At 63.4% G+C, this 22,824-nt stretch carries 23 protein-coding genes and 2 pseudogenes; 7 read left to right on the forward strand and 18 right to left on the reverse strand.

From position 1 onward, the window contains the following. Positions 1-2: 2 nt before the first annotated feature. The gene (locus tag NKJ78_RS23765) at positions 3-767 is read right to left on the reverse strand and encodes an SDR family oxidoreductase (protein WP_023737857.1); all 765 of its coding nucleotides are present in this window, start codon (positions 765-767) and stop codon (positions 3-5) included. Between the two features lie 184 nt (positions 768-951). Between NKJ78_RS23765 and NKJ78_RS23770 the strand changes: the two genes are divergently transcribed. Beyond that, complete coding sequence (locus NKJ78_RS23770; RefSeq protein WP_023688965.1) at positions 952-1,320, forward strand: winged helix-turn-helix transcriptional regulator; 369 nt, start codon at positions 952-954, stop codon at positions 1,318-1,320. 66 nt (positions 1,321-1,386) lie between these two features. Here the strand turns inward: NKJ78_RS23770 and ftsH are convergent, their stop codons facing one another. From ftsH to ybgC, 9 genes and pseudogenes are all read right to left on the reverse strand, one after another. Then, positions 1,387-3,312, reverse strand: coding sequence for an ATP-dependent zinc metalloprotease FtsH (ftsH, locus tag NKJ78_RS23775; RefSeq protein WP_023684183.1), 1,926 nt, complete (start codon positions 3,310-3,312; stop codon positions 1,387-1,389). Positions 3,313-3,415: 103 nt separating this feature from the next. Next, positions 3,416-4,822, reverse strand: a complete 1,407-nt coding sequence (gene tilS / locus NKJ78_RS23780; protein WP_023737858.1) for a tRNA lysidine(34) synthetase TilS — start codon at positions 4,820-4,822, stop codon at positions 3,416-3,418. A gap of 51 nt (positions 4,823-4,873) precedes the next feature. After that, on the reverse strand, positions 4,874-5,956 hold the full coding sequence (ybgF, locus tag NKJ78_RS23785; protein WP_023737859.1) for a tol-pal system protein YbgF: 1,083 nt from the start codon (positions 5,954-5,956) through the stop codon (positions 4,874-4,876). 213 nt (positions 5,957-6,169) lie between these two features. Beyond that, positions 6,170-6,676 (reverse strand): peptidoglycan-associated lipoprotein Pal, encoded by a 507-nt coding sequence (pal, locus tag NKJ78_RS23790; protein WP_023684182.1) that lies wholly within the window; start codon positions 6,674-6,676, stop codon positions 6,170-6,172. 249 nt (positions 6,677-6,925) lie between these two features. Then, a pseudogene (gene tolB, locus NKJ78_RS23795) lies at positions 6,926-8,230 on the reverse strand (Tol-Pal system beta propeller repeat protein TolB). A gap of 40 nt (positions 8,231-8,270) precedes the next feature. After that, a complete protein-coding gene (gene tolA / locus NKJ78_RS23800) occupies positions 8,271-9,428 on the reverse strand; it encodes a cell envelope integrity protein TolA (protein ID WP_023737861.1) in 1,158 nt (385 codons plus the stop codon). Between the two features lie 7 nt (positions 9,429-9,435). Then, positions 9,436-9,888, reverse strand: a complete 453-nt coding sequence (gene tolR, locus NKJ78_RS23805) for a protein TolR (RefSeq protein WP_023673843.1) — start codon at positions 9,886-9,888, stop codon at positions 9,436-9,438. Between the two features lie 9 nt (positions 9,889-9,897). Then, on the reverse strand, positions 9,898-10,608 hold the full coding sequence (tolQ, locus tag NKJ78_RS23810) for a protein TolQ (protein ID WP_023673844.1): 711 nt from the start codon (positions 10,606-10,608) through the stop codon (positions 9,898-9,900). A 311-nt stretch (positions 10,609-10,919) separates the two neighbouring features. Then, positions 10,920-11,390 (reverse strand): tol-pal system-associated acyl-CoA thioesterase, encoded by a 471-nt coding sequence (gene ybgC, locus NKJ78_RS23815; RefSeq protein ID WP_023673845.1) that lies wholly within the window; start codon positions 11,388-11,390, stop codon positions 10,920-10,922. A 65-nt stretch (positions 11,391-11,455) separates the two neighbouring features. Here ybgC and NKJ78_RS23820 point away from each other — a divergent pair, with 65 nt between their 5' ends. Then, the gene (locus NKJ78_RS23820; protein WP_352459877.1) at positions 11,456-12,706 is read left to right on the forward strand and encodes a glycoside hydrolase family 5 protein; all 1,251 of its coding nucleotides are present in this window, start codon (positions 11,456-11,458) and stop codon (positions 12,704-12,706) included. Positions 12,707-12,850: 144 nt separating this feature from the next. Here NKJ78_RS23820 and NKJ78_RS23825 read toward each other — a convergent pair whose 3' ends face one another. The 6 genes from NKJ78_RS23825 to NKJ78_RS23850 form a co-directional block, all read right to left on the reverse strand. Further along, positions 12,851-13,753, reverse strand: coding sequence for a metallophosphoesterase (locus tag NKJ78_RS23825; protein ID WP_023684177.1), 903 nt, complete (start codon positions 13,751-13,753; stop codon positions 12,851-12,853). 136 nt (positions 13,754-13,889) lie between these two features. Continuing rightward, positions 13,890-14,927 carry a Holliday junction branch migration DNA helicase RuvB gene (ruvB, locus tag NKJ78_RS23830; RefSeq protein WP_352459878.1) on the reverse strand — a complete coding sequence of 346 codons (1,038 nt, stop codon included), beginning with the start codon at positions 14,925-14,927 and terminating at the stop codon, positions 13,890-13,892. A 43-nt stretch (positions 14,928-14,970) separates the two neighbouring features. After that, positions 14,971-15,591: a Holliday junction branch migration protein RuvA gene (gene ruvA, locus NKJ78_RS23835; protein WP_352459879.1), complete on the reverse strand. Its 621-nt coding sequence runs from the start codon at positions 15,589-15,591 to the stop codon at positions 14,971-14,973. Between the two features lie 10 nt (positions 15,592-15,601). After that, positions 15,602-16,108: a crossover junction endodeoxyribonuclease RuvC gene (gene ruvC, locus NKJ78_RS23840; RefSeq protein ID WP_023668769.1), complete on the reverse strand. Its 507-nt coding sequence runs from the start codon at positions 16,106-16,108 to the stop codon at positions 15,602-15,604. A 67-nt stretch (positions 16,109-16,175) separates the two neighbouring features. Continuing rightward, complete coding sequence (gene rcdA / locus NKJ78_RS23845; RefSeq protein WP_352459880.1) at positions 16,176-16,706, reverse strand: protease adaptor protein RcdA; 531 nt, start codon at positions 16,704-16,706, stop codon at positions 16,176-16,178. A gap of 386 nt (positions 16,707-17,092) precedes the next feature. Next, positions 17,093-17,473 carry a hypothetical protein gene (locus tag NKJ78_RS23850; RefSeq protein ID WP_023668767.1) on the reverse strand — a complete coding sequence of 127 codons (381 nt, stop codon included), beginning with the start codon at positions 17,471-17,473 and terminating at the stop codon, positions 17,093-17,095. A 311-nt stretch (positions 17,474-17,784) separates the two neighbouring features. Between NKJ78_RS23850 and NKJ78_RS23855 the strand changes: the two genes are divergently transcribed. Beyond that, positions 17,785-18,336 (forward strand): DUF2269 family protein, encoded by a 552-nt coding sequence (locus NKJ78_RS23855; RefSeq protein WP_023694595.1) that lies wholly within the window; start codon positions 17,785-17,787, stop codon positions 18,334-18,336. 7 nt (positions 18,337-18,343) lie between these two features. Here the strand turns inward: NKJ78_RS23855 and NKJ78_RS23860 are convergent, their stop codons facing one another. Beyond that, the gene (locus tag NKJ78_RS23860; RefSeq protein WP_352459881.1) at positions 18,344-19,114 is read right to left on the reverse strand and encodes a sulfite exporter TauE/SafE family protein; all 771 of its coding nucleotides are present in this window, start codon (positions 19,112-19,114) and stop codon (positions 18,344-18,346) included. Positions 19,115-19,343: 229 nt separating this feature from the next. Between NKJ78_RS23860 and NKJ78_RS23865 the strand changes: the two genes are divergently transcribed. After that, positions 19,344-19,841, forward strand: a complete 498-nt coding sequence (locus NKJ78_RS23865) for a GNAT family N-acetyltransferase (RefSeq protein ID WP_023728625.1) — start codon at positions 19,344-19,346, stop codon at positions 19,839-19,841. On the opposite strand, the gene NKJ78_RS23870 is transcribed toward NKJ78_RS23865, so the two are convergent. Then, the gene (locus tag NKJ78_RS23870; protein ID WP_023747291.1) at positions 19,798-20,235 is read right to left on the reverse strand and encodes an Lrp/AsnC family transcriptional regulator; all 438 of its coding nucleotides are present in this window, start codon (positions 20,233-20,235) and stop codon (positions 19,798-19,800) included. The two genes, NKJ78_RS23865 and NKJ78_RS23870, sit on opposite strands and share 44 nt — an antisense overlap. A 129-nt stretch (positions 20,236-20,364) precedes the next feature. Between NKJ78_RS23870 and NKJ78_RS23875 the strand changes: the two genes are divergently transcribed. The 3 genes and pseudogenes from NKJ78_RS23875 to NKJ78_RS23885 form a co-directional block, all read left to right on the forward strand. Continuing rightward, entirely contained in the window at positions 20,365-21,282 is a 918-nt protein-coding gene (locus tag NKJ78_RS23875) for a DMT family transporter (RefSeq protein ID WP_352459882.1), read from the forward strand. Positions 21,283-21,425: 143 nt separating this feature from the next. Then, entirely contained in the window at positions 21,426-22,073 is a 648-nt protein-coding gene (locus tag NKJ78_RS23880) for a thiamine phosphate synthase (RefSeq protein WP_023668761.1), read from the forward strand. A gap of 46 nt (positions 22,074-22,119) precedes the next feature. After that, positions 22,120-22,773 (forward strand): annotated as a pseudogene (locus tag NKJ78_RS23885) (tetratricopeptide repeat protein); the annotation flags it as partial. Positions 22,774-22,824: the final 51 nt, after the last annotated feature.

The raw sequence follows: 22,824 nt of genomic DNA on the forward strand, positions 1-22,824 counted from the left end.
GGTTACGCCGGTGTCGGGCTCAGGTCCTGGCCAAGGCCACCGTCCACGGTCAGCCGCGCGCCCGTGGTGAAGGTCGCGTCGAACGCCAGGAACAGCACTGCGCGCGCCACCTCCTCCATCGTGCCGTGGCGCTTCATCGGCGTGACCGCGTCGCCGATCGCCATGAAGGCGGCCCGCTCCTCGGCCGAGGCGTCCGCCACACCCATCGTCGGCGTATCGATGAAACCAGGGCTGACCACATTCACGCGGATGCGGCGCGGCAGAAGCTCGGCGGCCAGGACCTTGGCGAAGGCGCGCAGTGCCGCCTTCGATCCGGAATAGACGCTCATGCCGCCGGTGCCGGATTCGTCGGCGATCGACGAGGTGAAGACTATGGCGCCACCATCCCTGATGAGGGGCAGCAGGCGCTGCGCGGTGAAGAATGCGCCTTTGGTGTTGATGTCGAAGGTGCGATCGTAACTGTCCTCGGTGACCCGCTCCACAGGTTCGAGATTGGCCACCCCGGCATTGACGTGAAGGAAGTCGATCTGGCCAAGCTTCTGCCCCACTTCGGCACCGAGCGTGACGATATCGGCCATGTCTGAGATATCGGACCGCACGACATGAGCTCGCGAAAGCAGCTTGGCTCGCGCGGCCTCGATGTTGCGCTGGTCGCGGCCGGTGACCAGGACCTCGGCGCCGCTTTCGATCAGGGCTTCGGCAACGGCGAGCCCCATGCCGTGCGTCCCGCCGATGACAACGGCCTTCTTGTTTGCGTATCCTGTCATGATCCATCCGTTTTTGACAAAATCCGGCCGCCGACGCCTTTGCAGGTCGAAGCGAGGTACCGATATGACGTTGTGGTGTTCGCCGATGCCGGCGAGCTGGTTTGAAGCTATGGACCGGCTTGGTTTTTCTCAAGTACCGACAAAAATGTAAGCTACCCACCGATTGCTCAGAATTGGATGAAACATGGGAAAGAAACAGCCAGATAGTTGCGGATTGGGGCCGGCGCTGGAGGTCATCAGCGGCAAATGGAAGGCGCTACTGCTCTGGCAGATTCACAAGGCGCCGGCACGATTCGGTGAGCTGAAGCGGCTGGTGCCTGACATCAGCGAAAAGATGCTGATCCAACAGCTGCGCGAAATGGAGGCCGACGGCATCGTCCATCGCGAAATCTTTCCCGAGGTGCCGCCGAGGGTCGAATACTCGATTACCGAATTCGGGATCGAGCTGGACAATGCCCTGATCCCGCTGGCCAGATGGGGCAAGCAACATGCTGGCCGGACTGACGGTGTGCGCCCCGGCAAAGTAAATGCATCCGCATCGCCCGCTGTTTGAGAGACCCTGAACAGCAAAACGCCGCGGATTGAGCCGCGGCGTTTTCTTGCATCAAGTGATGTCAGCTCAGCTCGACGGCTGAGGCTCCATGCCGCCTTCGGGCTCGGGACCCTTCTTGCGGCGGCCGGACTTCGGCACAGCCGAGCCGCGGCTTGTGGGGGTGTCATCCCCCAAATCTCGCGCGGGCTTCTGCCCGGCGATCAGCTGCTTGATCTCTTCGCCCGAAAGCGTCTCGTATTCGAGCAGGCCCTGCGCCAGAGCGATCCATTCCTTCTTCTTCTTGGTCAGAATGGACTTGGCCGTGACATAGGCCTCGTCGATCAGCCGGCGCACTTCGGCGTCGATGATCTGCGCGGTCTCTTCCGAGACGTTCTGCGTGCGCGCCACCGAATGGCCGAGGAAAACCTCTTCCTGGTTGTCGCCATAGGCGACATGGCCGAGCTTGTCGGAGAAGCCCCAGCGCGTGACCATGGCGCGCGCCAGCTTTGTCGCCTGCTCGATGTCCGAGGACGCGCCGGAGGTGATGTTCTCCTTGCCGAACTTGAACTCCTCTGCGACGCGGCCGCCCATCATGATGGCAAGCCGCGAGATCATGTATTTGTAGCTCATCGAATAGCGGTCGCCTTCCGGCAGTTGCATGACCATGCCGAGCGCGCGACCGCGCGGGATGATGGTCGCCTTGTGCAGCGGATCGGCCGACGGCACGTTGAGCGCCAGGATGGCGTGGCCGGCCTCGTGATAGGCCGTGAGTTCCTTTTCGGCCTGGGTCATGGCCGACGAGCGGCGCTCGGCGCCCATCATGATCTTGTCCTTGGCGTCCTCGAACTCCGCCATGGTGACAAGGCGCTTGTTGCGGCGCGCCGCCATCAGAGCGGATTCATTGACCAGGTTCATCAGGTCGGCGCCCGAGAAGCCCGGCGTGCCGCGTGCGATCACCTTGAGGTCGACATTCGGCGCCAGCGGCACGTTGCGCACATGCACCTTGAGGATCTTCTCGCGGCCGACGATGTCGGGGTTCGGCACCACCACCTGGCGGTCGAAACGGCCCGGACGCAGCAGCGCCGGGTCGAGCACGTCGGGCCGGTTGGTGGCGGCGATCAGGATGATGCTCTCGTTGGACTCGAATCCGTCCATCTCGACCAGCAGCTGGTTCAGCGTCTGTTCGCGCTCATCATTGCCACCGCCGAGGCCGGCGCCGCGATGGCGGCCGACAGCGTCGATTTCGTCGATGAAGATGATGCAGGGAGCATTCTTCTTGGCCTGGTCGAACATGTCGCGGACACGGCTTGCGCCGACGCCGACGAACATCTCGACGAAGTCGGAACCCGAAATGGTAAAGAACGGCACATTCGCTTCGCCGGCGACGGAGCGGGCGAGCAGCGTCTTGCCGGTGCCGGGAGGTCCGACCAGAAGCACGCCGCGCGGGATCTTGCCGCCGAGGCGCTGGAACTTCTGCGGATCGCGCAGGAACTCGACGATCTCCTCCAGATCTTCCTTGGCCTCGTCGACGCCGGCGACATCCTGGAAGGTGACGCGGCCATGCGCCTCAGTGAGAAGCTTGGCCTTCGACTTGCCGAAACCCATGGCGCGGCCAGAGCCGGACTGCATCTGGCGCATGAAGAATATCCACACGCCAAGGATCAGGATCATCGGCAGCCACGAGAGGAGCATGCTGATCAACCCGCCCGAGCCGTCGTTCTCAGCGCGCGCATTGATGGTGACGTTCTTGTCCTGCAGCCGCGAGACCAGCTGCGGATCGCCAGGCGAATACGTCTGGAAGCCGTTGGCGTTGTCGCTATAGGTGCCCGTGATGCGGGGTCCAGTGATGACCACCGTCTTGACCCGGCCCGCCGCGACCTCCTGCAGGAACTGCGAGTAGGGAACGTCGGTGGAGGCCCCACGCGTCTGCGGCGTCTGGAACAGATTGAAGAGAGCAATGAGCAGGACCGCTATGATCGCCCAGAGCGCGAGATTGCGATAATTCGGATTCATCAATTGTCCCGTTGGTGCCCGCTGGGACACGCGTCATGAGAGGAAACTTGCGCCTAACATAGGGAGAGCGCCCCCCCTTGCCAAGCATAACAGCACGTCTGGGTTAAGCTTTCGCGCCATGATCAACCGGCACTGTGGCGGCCAAAGGGCAAGCCGGGACAGGCGGTGCGCCGATCAACTCGGCGACGGCCTGCGCCAACACCAGATCGAAGCACGGCAGGAAACGGGCAAAGGGGGCAACGGCGGGGCTGACGGCGGCTGCCGGCGCCCACGCTACATCCTCTGCAAAACCACGGCATTCGCCGCCGCGCCACAGCGCCGGTTCCGCAGCCAGGGCGGCGCGCACAAGGCTTGGCGGCGCGCCATCCCCGGCAATCGGCGTTTTGGCGGCGGCAGCGGCGCCAAGCGGCGCGATCAACCATGCACCCGGACTGTCGCCCAATGTGATCGCCCCGGCTTCGATGTCTGGCGTGATCCGCCGGCGACCGTCCCAGAGCAGAGTGCCAGCTGCCGGCGCGGAACGCGGCAGGTCGCGCGATTCACGGCGCAGGAAGATGCCGTTTCGCCTGATATCGACCACCGTCCGCGACAATGTGGCGCAAAGCGGTCCGGCCCGCATTTGCTCGAACAGCGCTTCGCCGCGCGCCTGGTCCGGCAACAAGGCGGTGCCGCCCGTCGCCGCCAGCAGGACACGCAGCGCATAGACCGCGGCTCGCGTGTCGTCAGCTTCGGCAAGACCGGGATCGAGACGGATGAGACCCCTCGCCGGCCGGCTGGCAAATTCACCGATCAGGGCGGCGGCGCGGCGACCGAGTTGTTCGCGCTCGCCGGCGGCCCGCCTGGCCAGGCCGATCGCTTCGGCAAAACGCTGCCCGCTCCGGTCTTCGCCGAGCACGGCGCGGATGCGCGCGCGTTCGAAATTCGTGTCGATGTTGGTCGGATCCTCGACCCAGCCGACATGTTCGCGCTGCAGGAAGGCGCGCAACGCCGCGCGCCGAGCGCCGAGCAGCGGCCGCGCGATCCAGGTCCGCCAGTCATAGAGAGTGGCAGGCGCCATGCCGGCCAGACCTCGGCCTGCAAGCTCTCGCCCATCATTCCGCGCGGCTCGCATCAGGACGGTCTCGGCCTGGTCGTCGGCGGTGTGGCCGGTCACGATCACACCAATGCCTTGCGCCTGCGCTGCCTCGGCCAGGAACCGGTAGCGCGCCTCGCGCGCCGCCGCGGGCAGGCCGGCCGACGGCTTGGTGCCGGACCAGTTGAGCGTCCGGTGCGCGATGCCGCGCTCGGCACAAAGCTTTGCCACGCTGCGCGCTTCGGCTGCTGCTTCCGGACGCAGGCCGTGGTCGATCGTCACCGCCAGCAGCCGGGCTGTCGGGGCGCTGCGGCCGAGGTGAGCCTTGAGGAGAAGAAGGAGGGCGGTCGAGTCGCTGCCGCCGGACACGGCCGCAAGCGCGCCGTTGGTAAAGTCGATCTGCGAAAAATTCGAAAGGTCAGGCTCGGTATCGAGCATCAATGCATGTCGCGCAAAAGTGGTCCCGGTTCTGGGACAACACGGCAAAGACTAGCACGCCGCCAGCGCCCTCTCCTGCTTGACGCGTTCCTTGAGCGCGGCCGAAATATCGGGATAGCGCTTGCCGATCTCGCCGAAGGTGGCGCAGGCGACATCCTTCTGCTTGAGGCCGACCAGCGACACGCCAAGCTTCAGGAGCATGTCAGGCGCCTTCTTGGCCTTCGGATAGTCCTTGCTGGCGGAGAGGAAAACCTCGGCAGCGTCATGATACTTCTGCTGGCCAAGCAGCGATTCGCCAAGCCAGTAATGCGCGTCCGCCGCCTTGGCGTCCTTCGGGAACCGGGCGATGTGGTCGCGAAAACCCTGCTCGGCGGTGCTGTAGTCGCCCGACAGGATGAACTGGTAGGAGTTGCGGTAGATCTCTTCCGGGTTGTTGGTGGCAGGCAGCGCCGCCACCACCGTGCCGTCGGACTTGCCGGTCTTAGCCCCGGTAGCCGGCGCCTCGGCGGCGGGAGCCGCACCTTCCGCCGGCGCCGCTGCCTGCGTGTTACCGCCGGCGTCGATTACATTGCCGTTCTTGTCGACGGTAATGGTGCCGAAGGTCTTGGGCGGCGTGCCGTTGATCACCTTGCCGGGATCGCCGGTCTGCGATTCGACGATGACCTCGCCGACGCTCTGGCCGCCATCCGGCTGCGCGCCGGCATCGGCCGGCGCCTGGTCTGCCGGGGCCTCGGCGACGCCGGTGCCCGCGCCACCGTCCTGCGGCGCGGCCTCCGATTTCTTCTGGGCCGGCGGCTGCCCGCTGGAGCCGCCTTCCAACTGCTGGAAGCGGAACTCGTTGTCTTCCTGCTGCTTGCGCATCTGCTCCTGCATCTGCAGGATCTGGAAGTTGAGTTCCTCGAGCTTGCCGTTCATCTGCCGGAGCTGATCTTCCAGCCCCGCGGCGGCGGTGCCGTCCTGCTGCTGCGCGATCTGTTGCTGCTCCGGCTTCTCCTTCTTGCCGAAAATGCCGAGCGTCGGCAGATGGAAGGAAAAGCCGCTATCCGCGGGTTGTCCGGTGCCGCTCGCAGAAGCCGCGAAGCCTGATACGAGCAGCAGCGCGAGCGTGCCGCTCAAGACCGATCTGAAATGCATGTGCCTCTCGCCGTGAAAATCGTGAGCCTGTTCGCGCCTTCCGATCAAAGTGGGACCGGCACGACGCCCTCGGCTCTTAGCAGGAGGCGAGACTTCGGCCAAATTTTGTTTCCGGGTTTGTTTCCGGGACCGAAAGTGAAAAAGGCGGCCACAAGGCCGCCTTTCGCATGGAGGTGTTGCAATTATGCGACTAAGGCGCCGCCGTCTTGCCTATCAGGAGCCGGCGCCGGAGAGCGTGGTGACCGCGCGGCGATTCTGCGACCAGCAGGAGATGTCGTCGCAGACCGCGACCGGACGTTCCTTGCCGTAGGAAATCGTCTTCAATCGGCTCGCCGAGACGCCCCTGGCGACCAGGAAGTCGCGAGTGGCGGCGGCGCGGCGGGCGCCGAGAGCCAGATTGTATTCACGCGTGCCGCGTTCGTCGGCATGGCCTTCGACGACGATGGCGTACTGCTTGTACTGGTTGAGCCACTGTGCCTGGCGCGACAGCGTCGTCTGCGCATCTGCGCGGATCGCGGTCGAGTCCGTGTCGAAGAAGATGCGGTCGCCAATGTTGACGGTGAAGTCCTGCGCCGAGCCCGGCGTTGCGGCGCCCGCGCCATTGAGACCGAGATCGGCAGCGTTGTTCGGGGTTTTCTTCGAGGCGCAACCGGTGATGGCGAGCATCGCGATCAGGGCGATCATCGCCGGGTTTCTGGTAAGTGCTGCGATACGGCCCATGCCGCCTCTCCTTCGTATTCGAGTGATCGTATTTCGAGTGATTTCGTTGATCACCCAGTAACCACGTTTGGGTTAACCGGCATTCAAGAAATACGGTTAATGTTTGGTTTCGATCGACCGTCCACGACCTTCAAATCCACGGTCACAGTTGGCGCGGACCCTAGGCGGAAATGCGGCCGAAACGCGACTAATGAATGGAAAAGGGGCCAAACGGGCCCCTTTTTAGCAGGTGTGGCAATTCGGCCGAACCTACTCCAGCAGCGGCGACCAGGCGGGATCCGACGCGAAATTCGCGGTCGGGATCGACTGTTCGTTGCGGCCGGTGAGATCGACGGAAACCAGTTTTGGGCCGCCGGCGGAGTCGCGGAAGAACATCAGCACGCGGCCGTTGGGCGCCCAGGTCGGTCCCTCCTGCTGGAAGCCCGAGGAGAGGATGCGCTCGCCCGAACCGTCGGTCTTCATGACGCCGATCTGGAATTCGCCGCCGGTCTGCTTGGTGAAGGCGACGAGGTCGCCGCGCGGCGCCCACACCGGCGTCTAATAGACGCCGTCGCCGAACGAAATGCGGGTCTGGCCCGAGCCGTCGGCGCCCATCACATAAATCTGCGCACGGCCGCCACGATCGGAAGTGAATACCACCTTGCTGCCGTCGGGCGAATAAGAGGGCGAGGTGTCGATGGCGGTCGAGTTGGTCAGCCGGGTGGTCGAGCGGCTTCGCAGATCCATGGCGAAGATGTTGGAATTGCCGTCATCGCGCAGCAGGCTCATGATCACCTTCTGGCCGTCGGGCGAGAAGCGCGGCGCAAAGGTCATGCCGGGAAAGTTGCCGACCAGTTCGCGCTGTCCGGTCTCGATCTGCAGCAGATAGACCCGCGGCTGGCCGCTTTCGTACGACATGTAAGTGATTTCCTGCCGGTTCGGCGAGAAACGCGGTGTCAGCACGATCGAGCGGCCGTCCGAGAGATAGCGCACATTGGCGCCGTCCTGGTCCATGATGGCGAGCCGCTTCTTGCGCGCATTCTTGGCGCCGGATTCGTCGATGAAGACGACGCGGGTGTCGAAATAGCCCTTCTCGCCGGTGAGCCTCTCGTAGATCGCATCGGCGATGATGTGGGCGACGCGGCGCTGATTGGCATCATTGGCGAAGAACTGTTCGCCCGACATCTGTTGGCCGGCAAAAGTATCCCACAGTCTGTATTGGGCGCGGATGCGGCCGTCCGCCTCCTTTGCGACACTGCCGGTAACCAGCGCCTGCGCATTGATCACCTTCCAGTCGTCGAAGCGCGGCTGCGCATCCGGATTGGCGATCTTCTCGATGAAGGCGTTCTTGTCTATCGGTGCGAACAGGCCTGAGCGTTTCAGGTCGGCGCTGACGATATCGGAAATCTGGGCGCCAAGCTCACCTTGAAAATCGGTGATTGCGATCGGCAACGGTTCGACATTGCCCTTGTTGACGTTGATCTCGACGAGTGCTCGCGCCGGCAAGGTGGCAACGGCAGTCATGCCCAGCGCCATGGCTGCAATCGTCAGGAGCGGCTTGAGGATAGATTTCATGTCTTCTCGCTTCTCGTAACTGATTTTGTGGATACCAGGCCTAGAGCCCCAGCATCTCCCTGGGGTCGAAAGTGACTCGAACCTGGGCCCAGATATCATGCTTGCCGGCAGGAACTTGCAGGCCAGCCATGTTTGCCTTCTGGACGGCACGTACCGCACTCTCGTCGAATTGGCGGTTTCCGCTCGATTTTTCGACGGTCGGACGGCCTTCGAGCTTGCCGGAGGCATCGAGATTGAACACGATCACGGCGACGAAGTTTTCCGAGCCCTCAACCCCCACCGGAAGGGTCCAGCTATTGCCCAGCTGATCCGACAAAGTGCCCATTTCGGCCTGCGACAGTTTCTGGCCCTGGGTCTTGTCGGCGCCGAGCGACGCCTGCTGCGTCGAGCGCTTGGCGCCGCCGCCAGAAGGCTTCTGCTTGTCGAGCAGAGCAGTGATCTCACCTTCATTGAACTGCTTTTCCTCGGACTTCGGCTTCGACGAGGCTTCCTTGACCGGCTTGTCGGCGTCCTTGCGGTCCGGAGCCTTCGCGCTTTCAGCCTGCGCCGGTTGCGGCTTCGGCCGTGCTTCCGGAGCAGGAGCGGAAGTCGGAAGCTGCGCTTCTTCCAGAGGCTGCTGATCCGATATGGCTTCGGCGACCGCGTCGGGCTTCACGCGTGGCTTCGGCTCTATGGCGGCGGTCGTGTCCGGCTGCGGTGTTGGTGCAGGCTCCTTCACCGGGGTCGGCTTCGGTTCAACCTGTTTCACCGGCTCGGGCTTGACCTCTTCCTTCGGCTGCGGCGTTGGTGCCACCTCCGTCGCCGGCGTCGGCTTCGGCACTTCCTTCGGTTTCGGCGCGTCCTCGGGTTTCGGCTTCTCGGTCGGCGTCGGAGCCGGAGCAGCCGTCGCTGTTTTCTCCACCGGCTTCGGCTTGGGCTCGTCCGTCACCGGCTTGTCGGTATCAACGCTGTTCTCGCCGATCTTCTGTGCATCTGGCACGATGTCGGGACGCTTGGTCGGCATCGGCGCCGGCTTTTCATGCATCACCGCCTTCTTGTCGCCCTGCAGCGTCTGCGCAATGGCTTCCATGGGAACGATGTCGACCGCTATGGACTCGACATCCGTGGACGGCAGCGCGGCCGGCGCCGACAGGGTGAACAGGCCGAAAGCCAGTGCCACTGTATGCAGTATCACCGATGTGGTGAGGCCGGTCTTCATCGTGCGTCTACTGATCCTGTTGCTGCAGTGAAATCAGGCCGATATTCTTGTAGCCGGCGGCCTGGATGAGGGCCATGACCTCCATCGCGGCGCCATAGTTGGTCGCCTTGTCGCCTCGGATGAAGATGCGCTCTTCGTAGCCGGTCTTGGAAATCGCCTGCAGTTTGGCGACCAGCTCTTCCCTTGGGATTTCGGTCTCCTGCAGGAAAATCTTGCCGGCCGCGTCGATCGAAACGGTGATCGGCTGGGTGTCGGCGTTCATAGCCTTGGCCTTAGTCTCCGGCAGGTCGACCGGCACGCCGACCGTCAACATAGGTGCGGCGACCATGAAGATGATCAAGAGCACCAGCATCACGTCGACCATCGGCGTGACGTTGATTTCCGACATCAATGCATGGTGGCGGCCGCGCCGCCTGTGTCCGCGTCCGCCGCGTCCTGCCATGCCAACCGACATACCCATCTTCTTACCTCAGCCCTTAGGCGCTACTTTTTCATCGATTTGGCGCGAGAGTATGGCGGAGAACTCGTCCGAGAACCCTTCCATCCGCACGGCGATCTTGTTCGCGTCGGATGACAGCTTGTTGTAGGCGATAACCGCCGGTATGGCGGCGAGAAGACCGATGGCCGTCGCCAGTAGCGCTTCGGCAATGCCGGGTGCAACAACCGCGAGACTGGTGTTCTTCGAACCGGCAATCGCCTGGAACGAGGTCATGATGCCGATGACGGTGCCGAACAGGCCGATGAAGGGTGCGGCCGAACCAGTGGTAGCGAGAAAGCCGAGACGGCCCTCCAGCTTCTCCATCTCGCGCGTCAACGCCAGGTCCATCGCCTTGTCGATGCGGGTCTGCAGGCCGAGCGGCGATTTGGCCCCCTTCTCGAAGCTCTTCTTCCATTCGCGCATGGCGGCGACGAAGATCGCACCCATGCCCGTGGTCTTGCGGTCGGCAAGCGTGCGATAGAGTTCTTCCAGCGACTGCCCCGACCAGAACACCTGTTCGAAGCGATTGAGCGACAGACGCATGCGGGCATAGCTGACCAGCTTGTCGACGATGATCGCCCAGGTCCAGACCGAGGCGCAGAGCAGACCGATCATGACCAGCTTGACCACCCAGCTGGCCTGTGTGAACAGCGCCCAAATCGACAATTGCGCTGCCGGATCGGCGAGTGCGGTAGTTTCCATGCTTCAGTCCTTAAGATTTTCCGGGCATCGCTGGCGGCTGGCCCATGGGCATCCCTTGTGGTCCGTTCGCGCTTGGCTTCCGGATTAACCCCAAAATGCACCGTTGGCGGCCTTTTCAGGGCAAATATTGGTGAAAGGAAGGCGCGCGGATTCTTCCAATCTTCATCAATCTCTTCATGAACCGTTATGGTTAAGGATGGGTTAGGAATATGGCGCGGCGCATTGCCGCGCCCAGCGACGCCGCTGGCCGTCCATCCACAATCGAATGCGTTGCCGATTGGCCGCTCGTTGCCGGCCGGCAGGCCTGGATATCAGCTTGCTCCTGGTAGAAAGGCCGCGATCCATTCTTTCGGAAAGCGCTTCGGCCGGCCGTTCTCGCCGATGATCGCCGCCTCGACCTTTGCTTCGACCAGAACCTCTGTCCCGCGTTTCAATTGCTGCGCCATGACGATGCGGGCGCCGGAAATATCCTGCGTTGATGTGTCGATGGTCAGGATGTCGTCCATGCGGGCAGGCGAGCGGAAATCTATCTCCATCCGCCGCACCACCCAGACGATCCGTTCGCCGTGCTTGCCTTCGTGAAGTTCTGTGTGGTGGACGCCCGCCAGCCTGAGATAGTCCGAGCGGCCGCGCTCGAAGAATTCGAGATAGCGCGCGTGGTAGACGACGCCGGAAAAATCGGTGTCGGCATAATAGACTCGCGCCATCAGCCGATGGCCGAATTCCGTCAAGGCTCCGGAAAGCCCGCCGGCAAGCGCCGCCGATTCACCATGATCGTCCATCGCGCTTTCCTTTTTGCCCCCGGCGGGGCACCTGTCTTGCCAAAATCACCAGCGCAGCAAACCGGATGGCACTGTTGACGGCGATGATCAAGACCGTGATGGCAGCGCTGCTGGTGCTGGCGGCGTCTGCGCTTCCCGGTCAGGCCGCTAGCTTTTCGATGAAGCGCGGCCTCAACCTCGACCAGTGGACGACCTGGGTCGGGGAAGACAAATGGAACGACCGACAAGCCATCCTGCCCTATCCGGAATGGCGCAAGTTCCTGAACGAGGATGACCTCAAGGCGCTGAAGGCCGCCGGTTTCGACTTTCTGCGCATGCCGGTCGATCCCTCGCCGTTTATGTCGGATCAGACGCTGGCGCTGCGCGACGACCTCTATGCCAGCGTGCGGGACTCGACGCGCATGATCAGCCGGGCCGGTCTGAAAGTGATCGTCGACATGCACCTGATCCCCGCCGGCGGCGGCCGCGAGATCGGCATGGGCCAGGTGATGGACGATCCCGCAACCTTCGACGCCTATGTCGAGGTGATCCGCAGAATGGCGCGCGCGCTGGCCACCGAGGACCCGGCGCAGGTCGCTTTCGAGCCGATGAACGAGCCTATCGTCGACTGCGACAGCGATGGCACCAGCCTGTGGCCGGAGCGTCAGCAAAAGCTGTTCGCCGCCGCGCGCGCCTCGGCCACCAGGCTGACGCTGATCCTGACCGGCGCCTGTTATTCCAATGCGGCTTCGCTGGTCAAGATCGACCCAAAGTCGATCCCCGACGACAACCTCATCTGGACCTTCCACTCCTACGACCCGTTCCTGCTGACGCATCAGGGCGCGACCTGGGCCGGCGATTTCATTCTTTATGTTACCGGGCTGCCCTATCCGCTGACCGCGGTGCCGCGCGCCGAGCTCGATGCGACGCTGGATGCGATCCGCGCCAAGATAAAAGCCGAGGCGCCATGGACCAGACGGAACGGCCTGCTCGCCTATCTCGATGAACAAGCCGCCAGCATGGACACGGACGAAAAGCTGCTCGGCGTCATGGATGCGCCGTTCGAAAAGGTCGAGGCCTGGGCGAAGGCCAACGCCATCAAGCCGGAAAACATCACGCTGGGCGAGTTCGGCATGATCCGCCAGGAGTATGGCAACCCCTATGTGATGCCGCCCAAATACCGCGCCGCCTATGTCAAAGACATGATCGCGCGCGCCGAGGCGCATGGCTTCTCATGGTCGGTGTGGAGTTTTGGCGGCGCCTTCGGCATCGTCGATGCCTTCAACGGCGAAAAGGCCGAACCCGCCGTGATGGACGCAATCCGCTCGCTCCATTAGCCCTAGGGCATGTCGAGATCCAGATCAGGCCGAGTCGGAAATGAGGGGTCCGAGAACCGGAACGGAGCGGACTTTGGTCCGTGACTACCGGAAGCGCAGGAACACCTCATTTGCAGGCCGGCATCACCTGAATACCGGCATGCTCTAACCGAGGTCGATCTGTAGGATCTCCGGCCGCATGCCAAAGCGCACCGGCGCGATGCTGAAGCCGAGCCCGCCTGACACGATCAAATTGCGGTCATTCTCGACGACATGGCCATAGGCAAAGCGGTTGCCGAAGCGGGACGGCACCACCGGTGAATAGCCGAACAGCCTGACCTGCCCGCCATGTGTGTGGCCCGACAGCGTCAGCGAAACCCGCCACGGCACTTTCGGGAAAATGTCAGGCTCATGCGCAAGCAGGATGATCGGTGCCTGGTCGGTGATCTTGGCCAGCGTGCCGTCGAGATCGTCGAGGCCTTCAAATTTGTCGCGGCCTGCGGCCTTGTTCGGTAACAGGGCCAGCTGGTCGGCGAGTCCGGCGATCCAGAAGCCGTATCCATTCTTTTCCAGACGCACAGCGTCGTTCTCCAGAACCGAGATGCCGGCTTCCTCCAATGCCTTGCGCGCCACAGTCGGCCCCGCTCCGGCCTGCTGCGCGAAAGGATCGTGCCACCAGTCGTGATTGCCGAGGATCGACAGGACACCAAGCGGCGCCTTCAGTCCTGACAAGGCCGGCGCCCATTCATGGGCCTCCACCCGGTTCGTCACCAGGGACATGCCTGAGATATAGTCGCCGAGCAGTACGATCAGATCGGGCTGCAGCACGTTCGCACCCTCGACGAGCGAAGCGATCCGCTCAGGCGTCATCCAGGGGCGGCAGGCGTGAATATCGGCAAGTGCTACAACGCGCAGCTTCAAGCCCGCCGGCCAATGCGGCGGCGTCAGCCGGTAGCGCTTCACATGGGTCAACAGCATCGGCTCGATGCCGACCGCATAGGCACTGAGCGACGCCAGCGAGAGGAACGAACCCCCGACGAATTTCAGGAACCCGCGTCTGGTGATCACTTTTCTGGCTCCGACGCTTGATCGGAGCAGTTCGCGCCGACACTACGACGCCCGATAGCATCCAGGAATGCGCCTTCACGCTGGCAGGCTTGAGGAAATTCTGCGCAGACAGCCCGTTCCGGAGGACAAATCTCCGTTACTCTTCCTGGAACAGGTTGATCTGCTGCTGCGCCAGATCCTTCGGTGCGTCGAGGCCGAGATGGCGCCAGGCGTTGGAGGTCAGCACGCGGCCGCGTGGCGTCCGCTGGATGAAACCCTGCTGGATCAGATAGGGCTCGATAATGTCCTCGATGGCGTCGCGCGGCTCGGAGAGGCCGGCGGCGATCGTCTCGATGCCGACCGGGCCACCACCGAAATTGCGCGCGATCATCGAGAGATAGCGGCGGTCGAGCGCGTCGAGGCCGAGCGCGTCGACCTCGAGCCGGGTGAGAGCTTCGTCGGCAATCTGCTTGTCGACGTGGCCGTCGCCGGCGACGGAGGCGAAATCGCGCACGCGGCGCAACAGCCGGCCGGCGATGCGCGGCGTGCCGCGGGCGCGGCGCGCAATCTCCAACGCGCCGTCGTCGCCGAGCGGCATTTGCAGGATGCGGGCGCCGCGGCGCACGATCTGCTCCAGTTCCTCGACCGAATAGAAATTAAGCCGCACCGGAATGCCGAAGCGATCGCGCAGCGGGTTGGTCAAAAGGCCGAGCCTGGTGGTGGCGGCAACGAGCGTGAAGCGGGCAAGATCGATCTTGACCGAGCGTGCCGCCGGACCTTCGCCGATGATCAGGTCGAGCTGGAAATCCTCCATCGCCGGGTAAAGGATCTCCTCGACTGCCGGATTGAGCCGGTGGATCTCATCGATGAACAGCACATCGCGGTCTTCGAGATTGGTGAGAAGTGCGGCGAGATCGCCGGCCTTGGCGATCACCGGACCGGAGGTCGAGCGGAAATTGACGCCGAGCTCGCGCGCCATGATCTGCGCCAGCGTTGTCTTGCCAAGCCCCGGCGGCCCGACGAACAGCACATGGTCAAGCGCCTCGCTGCGGCCCTTGGCGGCCTCGATGAAGACCTTGAGATTGGCCCGCACCGCGGCCTGGCCGACGAAATCGGCGAGCGTCTGCGGCCTCAAGGTCTGCTCAGCATCCTCGCCGCGCTTTTCCGGGGCAATGAGGCGGGGTGAAAGGCTCATGCGGCCTTCCTCGCACAGGGCAAAGGACCGGACAAGCAATCACTCACCGCGCCAGTTCCTTCAGCCCGAAACGAATGAGCTTCGAGGCATCGGCGTCCTCGCCGGCCGTCTTCAGCGCCGCCGCGACAGCATTGGCTGCGGTGTCGCGCGAATAGCCGAGATTGACCAGCGCCGAGACGGCGTCGGTGATCGGCGCCGGCGCCACGCCTTCCCCGAGTTCCTGCTTAAGGCCGATGGCGCCGGAGGCGGTTCCGGCATAGGCCGGCGCCTTGTTCTTCAATTCGGTGACGATGCGCTCGGCCACCTTCTTGCCGACGCCGGGCGCGCGGCTGACCATGGCGATGTCGCGCAGCGCGATCGCATTGGCGATATCGGCCGGCGCCAGCGTCGACAGGATGGCCAGCGCCACCTTGGCGCCGACGCCTTGCACATTGCTCATCAACAGCCGGAACCATTCGCGCTCAAGCACCGATTGGAAACCGTAGAGCCGGATCATGTCCTCGCGCACATAGGTCTCGATGAACAGCACCACCGCCTCGCCGGGCGAAGGCAGCGCGGCCAGCGTGCGCGCCGAGCAATAGGCGACATAGCCGACGCCGTGCACATCGACGAGGCAGAAATCCTCGTCGATCTCGTCCAGCGTGCCTTTCAATTTGCCGATCATGCGTGATCCCTCATGCCAGCGCCATCCTGTAGGCGACGCTTTGCCGGTGATGCGCGTGGCAGATGGCGATAGCCAACGCGTCTGCGGCATGTTCGGTGTCGAAAACGGCTTTCGGCAACAGCACCTTTACCATCATGTGGATCTGCTTCTTGTCGCCATGGCCAACGCCGATCACCGCCTTCTTGACGGCATTGGGGGCATATTCGGCGACGACAAGGCCGGCGCGCGCCGGCACCAGCATGGCTATGCCGCGCGCCTGGCCGAGCTTCAGCGTCGCCACGGCATCCTTGTTGACGAAGGTCTGTTCGACGGCCGCTTCCTGCGGCATGGCCGCATGCAGGATCTCGGCCAGCCCGTCATGCAATTGGCAGAGCCGTGTCGCCAGTGCCGCCTTGTCGTCGGAGCGTACAGTGCCGGAGCTGATAAACCGCAGCGAGTTGCCGAGGCTCTCGACGATGCCCCATCCGGTGCGCCTCAGCCCCGGATCGATACCGATAATGCGAATCGCTTCCCTCATGCGCGAAGTCTACCTCCGGCGCACAGCGATGTCAGGGAAATGTGAACAAACCGGAAACGGGAGGCGTTTAACCTCGAGCGAAAGCCGTGTTCAGCAGCGTGATCTGGTCGGAAACCGGATTGGCGCGGCGGCCTGCTACCGGCGTCTCGGCAAACGCGCCGCCATAGATCTCGTCGTCCATGCGGCGCACCAGCGCCTGCAGGCGCAGCGAGCGGGTGACGAGGTCGAGGAAATCCTTCGGCAGTTCGCCCCAGCCGACCGCTTCGTCATGCGCCGAGGCGGTGTCAAGACGCACCTTGGATTTTTCCGAAGCGACCTGATCGCGGGTCATCTCGCCGGAATTTGCCGCCCGCTGCAAAAGCAGCCAGGAGGCGACCTGCATCAGCCTTGTGGTCAGCCGCATCGATTCGGCCGCATAGAGCGTCGCCGCCAGTCTGGACAGCTTCTTGGCCTCGGCCCGGCCCTTGCCGTCAAGATATTCCGCTGCTTGCTCAACCAGGCCCATGCCTTCCTGGTAGAGCGGTTTGAAGGATTGGGAGAAAACCCGGCGTTCCGCCAGCTTGATGGTTTTCGCGCTGCCCTTCGAAGGCTCGTTCATCGATACGCCCCTGCACTGCCCCGTCGGCTGATTCGGCTTCATCGCCGTCACGCCGGCACCCTAGATGACTGAAGCTTGAAAATGCGCTTCGCCGCCGGTGAAGGCAAGCACATGTTTAACAAACGGTTAACGCCTGCGCAGGGGCGCCAAGCGGACCAAAAGCAGACAAAAAAAGAGCCGCGGATAAGGCGGCTCTCAGGAGTTTAACAGGGAGGCGTCAAACGAAGTGGCTCCAACCACTCGGTAAGAATCCAGATCACTGGATGGACATAGTAAACACCTGTAAAGCTTAATGAACCCTTAACGGCGCGGATATTTCTTGATCGACCGCTGCCCTTCTGTGCCGTATCAGCACAACGGTGCCCTAAGCCTGATCGTCGGCTTGTTCATGCCTTCTTCCACACAGCCGGCAAGGAAATGAAGGCGAACAGCAGCATTGCCGCATAAAACCCCATCGAGGAGGAAGCCAGCACCGGCTCGATTTCCGGATGGCCGGCAAGTTCAAAGTAAAGCCCAATCATCAGTGCGATGCCGCAGATTGCCGTCAGCCAGAAATGCACGACGGCAATCGTCTTTTGCCCGACCGCTGGAAACAGGTGGTAGAAGAAGGCAAACACCGCCGACATCAGCCAGCCCGCCACCATGGTGTGCGCGTGGGTCGGCATCTGCCCATGGTCATTGGAGATCGCCATATGCAGGCCGAGCGCCATGCCGCACAGGGAATAGATGACGGCCAGGGTGAAGAAATTTCGTGCTACGCCTTGCATGGGATACCCTCGTTGGTTGTTGCAGACTTGGTCCGACCGCGCGCGGCCAAAATGGAGCGTCGGTCGCGAGCGGCTTAGTCCCCGCAGGTTTCAGGATCATGCCGCGAAACCAGCCAATGCCGACACGGCGTCTATCCGGCAAATGCCGGGTATTGTGCGGGCTGGCGGTAAAATCCGGCGACGGCGCCACCGCAACAAGCCGGCACCCACGCGGCATCTTCTGGATACATGTACGGAGATAATCCGCCCTCCTTCGGAAGCAGACGCGCGAAAGCAGCGTTTACCCCCGGAACGATGCACAAGGAGCGGCAATGGACTGGTATTCTCTCTTCAAATTCCTGCATGTCATGGCAGCGATCCTCTGGCTCGGCGGCGGTTTCGCCATGCTGCTGGTTTCGATACTCGCCGATCGCGACGGCGACGACGAGACGCTGATGGTCATGCTGAGAACGACGGACAAACTCGGCTTGCGTCTGTTCGTGCCGGCGTCTATCGCGACCCTGGCTTCTGGTCTGGTGCTGACTTCGCTATGGACCGGCTTCTCCGACCTTTGGGTCGTCATCGGCCTTTGCGGCTACGCCGCCGCGTTTCTGACCGGTATCCTCGTGCTGAAGCCTTCGTTCGAAAAGCTTGCCACAATGCTTGCCGCGGACGGCATGACCCCGGCTGCCATAGCGTTTGGGCGCCGCATGATACGGATCGTCAAGTTCGATTTCGTCATCATGATCGTCGTCGTCGCCGACATGGTGCTGAAGCCGACCGCGCACGACATCGCCACTCTCGGCGCCATGGCGGTCGTGGTCGTTGGTGGTGCATCGCTGACCTTTGCGAGCGCCCCGCGAACCAAACCGGCAGCCGCCTGAGCGGGATTTAGAGCAGGCCGGCGATCCCGTCCCAAAGCAGCTTGACCGCGACCACGGCCACGGTCGCGTAGGTGAAGGGATAAAAAATCTCCGGCCGCATGCGCCGCACCAGCCAGGCGCCGGCGATGGTGGCCAGCGGCGCCAGCGGCATCAGCACGGCCGACGCCGTCAGGTTGGCGGTGTCGAACTGGCCAAGCGCGAAGTAGGGGATCAGCTTCAGCGCGTTGGTGGCGGCAAAGAAGATCGCCGATGTCCCCGACAGCACCTTCGGATCGAGCCGGATCGGCAGCGCATAGACCTGGAAGGGGGGCCCGCCGACATGGGCGACGAAGCTGGTGAAGCCGGCGACGGTGCCCCAGAAGGCGGCGGCGATGCGGTTGGGCGCCGCCGCATGGTCGGAACCGTGGCGGAACTGGAGATAGAGCCAGCGCAGCACGAAGATCAGCGCGACAGCGCCGACGATCAGCCGCACCATCTCTTCGGTTACGAGCGCTGCCGTCAGCCAGCCGAGCCCAATGCCGATCACCGCGCCCGGCATCATGTCGACCAGCATCTTTCTGTCGTAGACGCCCCACCACGTCCACACCGAAACGATGTCCATCAGGCACAGGATCGGCAGCAGGATGGCCGCCGCCTGCACCGGCGGCATGGCCAGCGCCATCAAAGGCACGCCAACGAAGCCGACAGCGCCGCCGAAGCCGCCTTTCGACAGCCCGACAAATATCACCGCCGGAATGGCGGCGGCATAAAACCACGGATCGGCGAGCAGACCTGACATGAACTGGAAATGCTGGAGGGAAGACGGTTGCCCTGCAATAGCCCAGAAACCCTTGCGCCGCGACCGGGAAAATGCCGGCCGTGTCGATCAACTGTGCGTAAAGCGACGGTTCCGGATTTACGGCAAGATCGCCGCCGATGCATAAGGGCGCCGTCCGATGCATCAGGTTTTGACCCCAGGTTTTGGCCCCAGGTTTTGACCCCAGGTTTTTGACCCCAGGTTTTTGACAATGAGCGAACCCCACATCCGCCGCGCCGAAGCGGCCGACCTGCCTGCCATCGTAGCCATGCTCGCCGACGATCCGCTTGGCCGCAGCCGCGAGGATGCGACCGAGCCACTCGCCAAGGCCTATCGCGACGCCTTTGCCGCCATCGACGCCGACCCCAACCAGTTTCTTGCCGTGATGACGGATAGCGGCCGAGTCATCGGCACGTTGCAGATCAGCTATCTCGCCGGGCTGTCGCTGCAGGGCGCCTTGCGCGGCCAGATCGAGGCTGTGCGCGTCGCCGCGGACCGCCGCGGCGAACGGCTGGGACAGCGTCTGCTGGAATGGGCGGTCGAACAGTGCCGTGAACGCGGCTGCAAGATTGTCCAGCTGACCACCAACAAGAGCCGCCAGGACGCGCATCGCTTCTATGACCGGCTCGGCTTCAAGGCCAGCCACATCGGCTACAAGCTGGAGCTTAATTCAGTGGCGGCGGACGGCGCCGGATCGGCTGCGCCTTGATGATGGCGGTGCTGGTCTCCGCCTTGTCGGCGATGCGGTCGAGAAGCTTGTCGAGCTCGCCGATGGAGCGCACGTAGAGCCGGGCCACGAAACAGTCGTCGCCGGTGACCTTGTCGCATTCGCCGAATTCCGGGATCTCCTCGATCAGCTTCTGCACGATGTGCAGCTTGCCCGGCAGTGGCCGCACCCGCACGATCGCCTGCAGCGGAAACCCCAGCGCCTCCGGCTCGATCTCGATGGTGAAGGCGCGGATGACGCCGCGTTCCTCGAGCCGCCGCAGCCGTTCCGAGACGCTCGGCGACGACAGCCCGACCTGCTGCGCCAGATCCTTCAACGAAGTCCGCGAATCCAGGATCAGGATGTCGAGAAGCTTTCTGTCCAACTCGTCCAGCATTTTCATCTCCTAGCAAAAGGGCAGCGCGCGCCTTATTAAATAAGGTGTTGTTCGCTTATCACCTTTCATAGGGCATATAAACCCTCAAGGCGGCATGAGATTATGGCCTCAACAGATAGAGGTATTGTCATGGACAACACGGTACGCGGCACGATCGAGATGACGGCGGCGATGACGATCGTCGGCACGATCGGCTGGTTTGTCGTCATGTCGGGCCAGCCCGTCATGGACGTGGTGTTCTGGCGCTGCGCCTTCGGCGCGGTGGCGCTGCTGATCACCTGCGCGGCACTCGGGCTGCTGCGCGGCAGGCTGACGCTGCGCATTGTTGCCATCGCCGCTCTTGGCGGCGCGGCCATTGTCATCAACTGGCTGTTGCTGTTCAGCGCCTTCTCCCGCGCCTCGATCTCGATTGCCACGGCGGTCTACAACACGCAGCCCTTCATGCTGGTCGGCTTCGGCGCGCTGTTCTTCGGCGAGCGGCTGACCTTGGCCAAGCTGACCTGGCTCGGCATCGCCTTCGCCGGCATGCTGCTGATCGTGCAGACAGGGCCCGATGCGGGTGTCGGTTCCGGCATAACCGGCACAGATTATGTCATCGGCATCGTCATGGCGCTCGGAGCGGCCTTCTTCTGGGCTGTCGCGGCAATCGTCGCCAAGAAGCTCAAGGGCACCCCGCCGCATCTGATCGCGCTGATCCAGGTCTGCGTCGGCGTCGTCATGCTGGCGCCCTTCGCCAACCTCTCGCATTTGCCCGCCGATGCCTGGAGCTGGGCCATGCTGGCCACGCTTGGCGTCGTTCACACCGGCCTGGTGTACATATTGATGTACGCCGCCATCCAGAAACTGCCGACGCATCTGCAGGGGTCGCTGTCCTTCATCTATCCTGTCGTTGCGATCCTGGTCGATGTGATGGCCTTCGGCCACCGGCTGCATCCGGCCCAGCTCGTTGGCGCAGCCGCCATCCTGATCGCCGCCGCCGGCATGAATCTCGGCTGGACTTTGTGGAGGGCCAAATCGCCGGCCGAAAGCCCGCAAACCGTCAAATGAGCCGCAGAGCGTCTGCTCGCCGGCGATCGTAAACCAAAGCCAGCGCATCGTTCCCCGCCCGCCTGTTCAAGGCGGGCGCTTTGTTCTATGCCGCAATGCAACCATCTTCGCCCGGCATAGGCGAAACCCGGGATCGAAAGCCAATGAACGACGCAACACCCCCCAACCGCTGCCGCATCGTGCTGATCGCGCCCAAGGACGCTCCGGCGCAGCGCATTGCGGCTGCCTTCGACGGCGGTGATATCGCTTCCCTGATCCTGCCTGAAAACGGCATGGACGAGGCTGCCTTCCAGGCCTTCGCAGAACAGATCGTACCGGCCGCGCAAGCGGCCGGCATCGCCGTCATCATCGCCGGCGATACCCGCATTGCCGGCCGTGTCCAGGCCGACGGCATTCATGTCGAGGTTTCCAAGGACGCGCTCGCCGAGACCATCGAACACTTCCAGGGCAAGATGATGGTCGGCGCCGGTGGCGCCAAGACGCGCGACGACGCGCTGGAACTCGGCGAAACCAGGCCCGACTACATCTTCTTCGGCCGCTTCGGCTACGACAACAAGCCGGAACCGCATCCGCGCAACCTGTCGCTCGGGCAATGGTGGGCGGACGTGATTGAGATCCCTTGCATTGTCATGGCCGGTTCCGCCATCGCTTCGGTAGAAGCGGTGGCCGCCACTGGCGCCGAGTTCGTGGCGCTGTCCAGCGCCGTCTTTGCCGAAGGCGCCGATCCGAAGGCGGCGATTGCCGCCGCCAATGCGCTGCTCGACCAAACCGCGCCGCGCTTCGAGGGCTGACGTGCGCCGACCTGGACTTCCTCTCGCGGTTCTCGTTGCGGCCTTGATGAGCGGGGCAGCGATCGCGGCGGAAACCGTTCCGCTGCCGCAGCCGAGGCCGGACACCAGCGCGCCCGCCCTCAGCGTGCCGGATGCGGTCGCCCCCGATGCGGGTGCCCCAAAAGCCGGCGCCACCGATTCCGGCGTCCATATCGACAAGCCGATCGACACGCCGCTGCCGCAGCCCGCGACAACCGCGCCGCTGCCGTCGGCCGACGCGATCAACCCCGAACGTTTCGGCGCCAAGCCGGCGGACCCCGCCTATGGCGCTTTCCAGCGCGGCCTTTACAAGACAGCCTACAATCTAGCGTTGGTGCGGGCTCAGAATGGCGACCCGGCGGCGCAAACGCTGGTGGCCGAGATCCTGTCGCGCGGGTTGGGCGTGCCGCTCAACCCAGCGGAAGCCGCCAAATGGTATGCGCAGGCCGCCGAGCAGGGGATTCCTGAATCGCAGTTCCAGTATGCGCTGATGCTGCTCGACGGCCGCTACGTCAAGAAGGACGAGAAGGGAGCTTTTGCGCTGATGCAGGCCGCCGCCGAGGCCGGCAACCGGCTGGCGCAGTTCAACTTCGCGCAATTGCTCGTGCAGCAGGATCCGGGCGATGCCGGCAACGCCAGGGCGGTGGCGTATTATGAGCGGGCCGCGGCGCCAGGGCGGGCTCTGATACCCCTCTGACGCGGCCGCCGCTAGGGAGTGTGTAGGTCGGGGTGG

Origin of the sequence: Mesorhizobium sp. M0037 (genome assembly GCF_040323635.1) — a bacterium.
Taxonomy (GTDB): domain Bacteria; phylum Pseudomonadota; class Alphaproteobacteria; order Rhizobiales; family Rhizobiaceae; genus Mesorhizobium.

Bases quoted from the DNA above. Each gene is read 5' to 3' on its own strand.
- ruvA (WP_352459879.1), bottom strand. From the start codon at position 15,591: ATGATCGGCAAATTGAAAGGCACGCTGGACGAGATCGACGAGGATTTC.
- NKJ78_RS23880 (WP_023668761.1), top strand. From the start codon at position 21,426: ATGAACGACGCAACACCCCCCAACCGCTGCCGCATCGTGCTGATCGCG.
- NKJ78_RS23870 (WP_023747291.1), bottom strand. From the start codon at position 20,235: ATGCTGGACGAGTTGGACAGAAAGCTTCTCGACATCCTGATCCTGGAT.
- NKJ78_RS23860 (WP_352459881.1), bottom strand. From the start codon at position 19,114: ATGTCAGGTCTGCTCGCCGATCCGTGGTTTTATGCCGCCGCCATTCCG.
- NKJ78_RS23770 (WP_023688965.1), top strand. From the start codon at position 952: ATGGGAAAGAAACAGCCAGATAGTTGCGGATTGGGGCCGGCGCTGGAG.
- NKJ78_RS23850 (WP_023668767.1), bottom strand. From the start codon at position 17,473: ATGCAAGGCGTAGCACGAAATTTCTTCACCCTGGCCGTCATCTATTCC.
- tolA (WP_023737861.1), bottom strand. From the start codon at position 9,428: ATGAAGACCGGCCTCACCACATCGGTGATACTGCATACAGTGGCACTG.
- ruvB (WP_352459878.1), bottom strand. From the start codon at position 14,927: ATGAGCCTTTCACCCCGCCTCATTGCCCCGGAAAAGCGCGGCGAGGAT.
- ybgC (WP_023673845.1), bottom strand. From the start codon at position 11,390: ATGGACGATCATGGTGAATCGGCGGCGCTTGCCGGCGGGCTTTCCGGA.
- NKJ78_RS23765 (WP_023737857.1), bottom strand. From the start codon at position 767: ATGACAGGATACGCAAACAAGAAGGCCGTTGTCATCGGCGGGACGCAC.
- NKJ78_RS23865 (WP_023728625.1), top strand. From the start codon at position 19,344: ATGAGCGAACCCCACATCCGCCGCGCCGAAGCGGCCGACCTGCCTGCC.
- tilS (WP_023737858.1), bottom strand. From the start codon at position 4,822: ATGCTCGATACCGAGCCTGACCTTTCGAATTTTTCGCAGATCGACTTT.
- ruvC (WP_023668769.1), bottom strand. From the start codon at position 16,108: ATGAGGGAAGCGATTCGCATTATCGGTATCGATCCGGGGCTGAGGCGC.
- rcdA (WP_352459880.1), bottom strand. From the start codon at position 16,706: ATGAACGAGCCTTCGAAGGGCAGCGCGAAAACCATCAAGCTGGCGGAA.
- NKJ78_RS23820 (WP_352459877.1), top strand. From the start codon at position 11,456: ATGGCACTGTTGACGGCGATGATCAAGACCGTGATGGCAGCGCTGCTG.
- pal (WP_023684182.1), bottom strand. From the start codon at position 6,676: ATGGGCCGTATCGCAGCACTTACCAGAAACCCGGCGATGATCGCCCTG.
- tolQ (WP_023673844.1), bottom strand. From the start codon at position 10,608: ATGGAAACTACCGCACTCGCCGATCCGGCAGCGCAATTGTCGATTTGG.
- ftsH (WP_023684183.1), bottom strand. From the start codon at position 3,312: ATGAATCCGAATTATCGCAATCTCGCGCTCTGGGCGATCATAGCGGTC.
- NKJ78_RS23855 (WP_023694595.1), top strand. From the start codon at position 17,785: ATGGACTGGTATTCTCTCTTCAAATTCCTGCATGTCATGGCAGCGATC.
- ybgF (WP_023737859.1), bottom strand. From the start codon at position 5,956: ATGCATTTCAGATCGGTCTTGAGCGGCACGCTCGCGCTGCTGCTCGTA.
- NKJ78_RS23875 (WP_352459882.1), top strand. From the start codon at position 20,365: ATGGACAACACGGTACGCGGCACGATCGAGATGACGGCGGCGATGACG.
- tolR (WP_023673843.1), bottom strand. From the start codon at position 9,888: ATGGGTATGTCGGTTGGCATGGCAGGACGCGGCGGACGCGGACACAGG.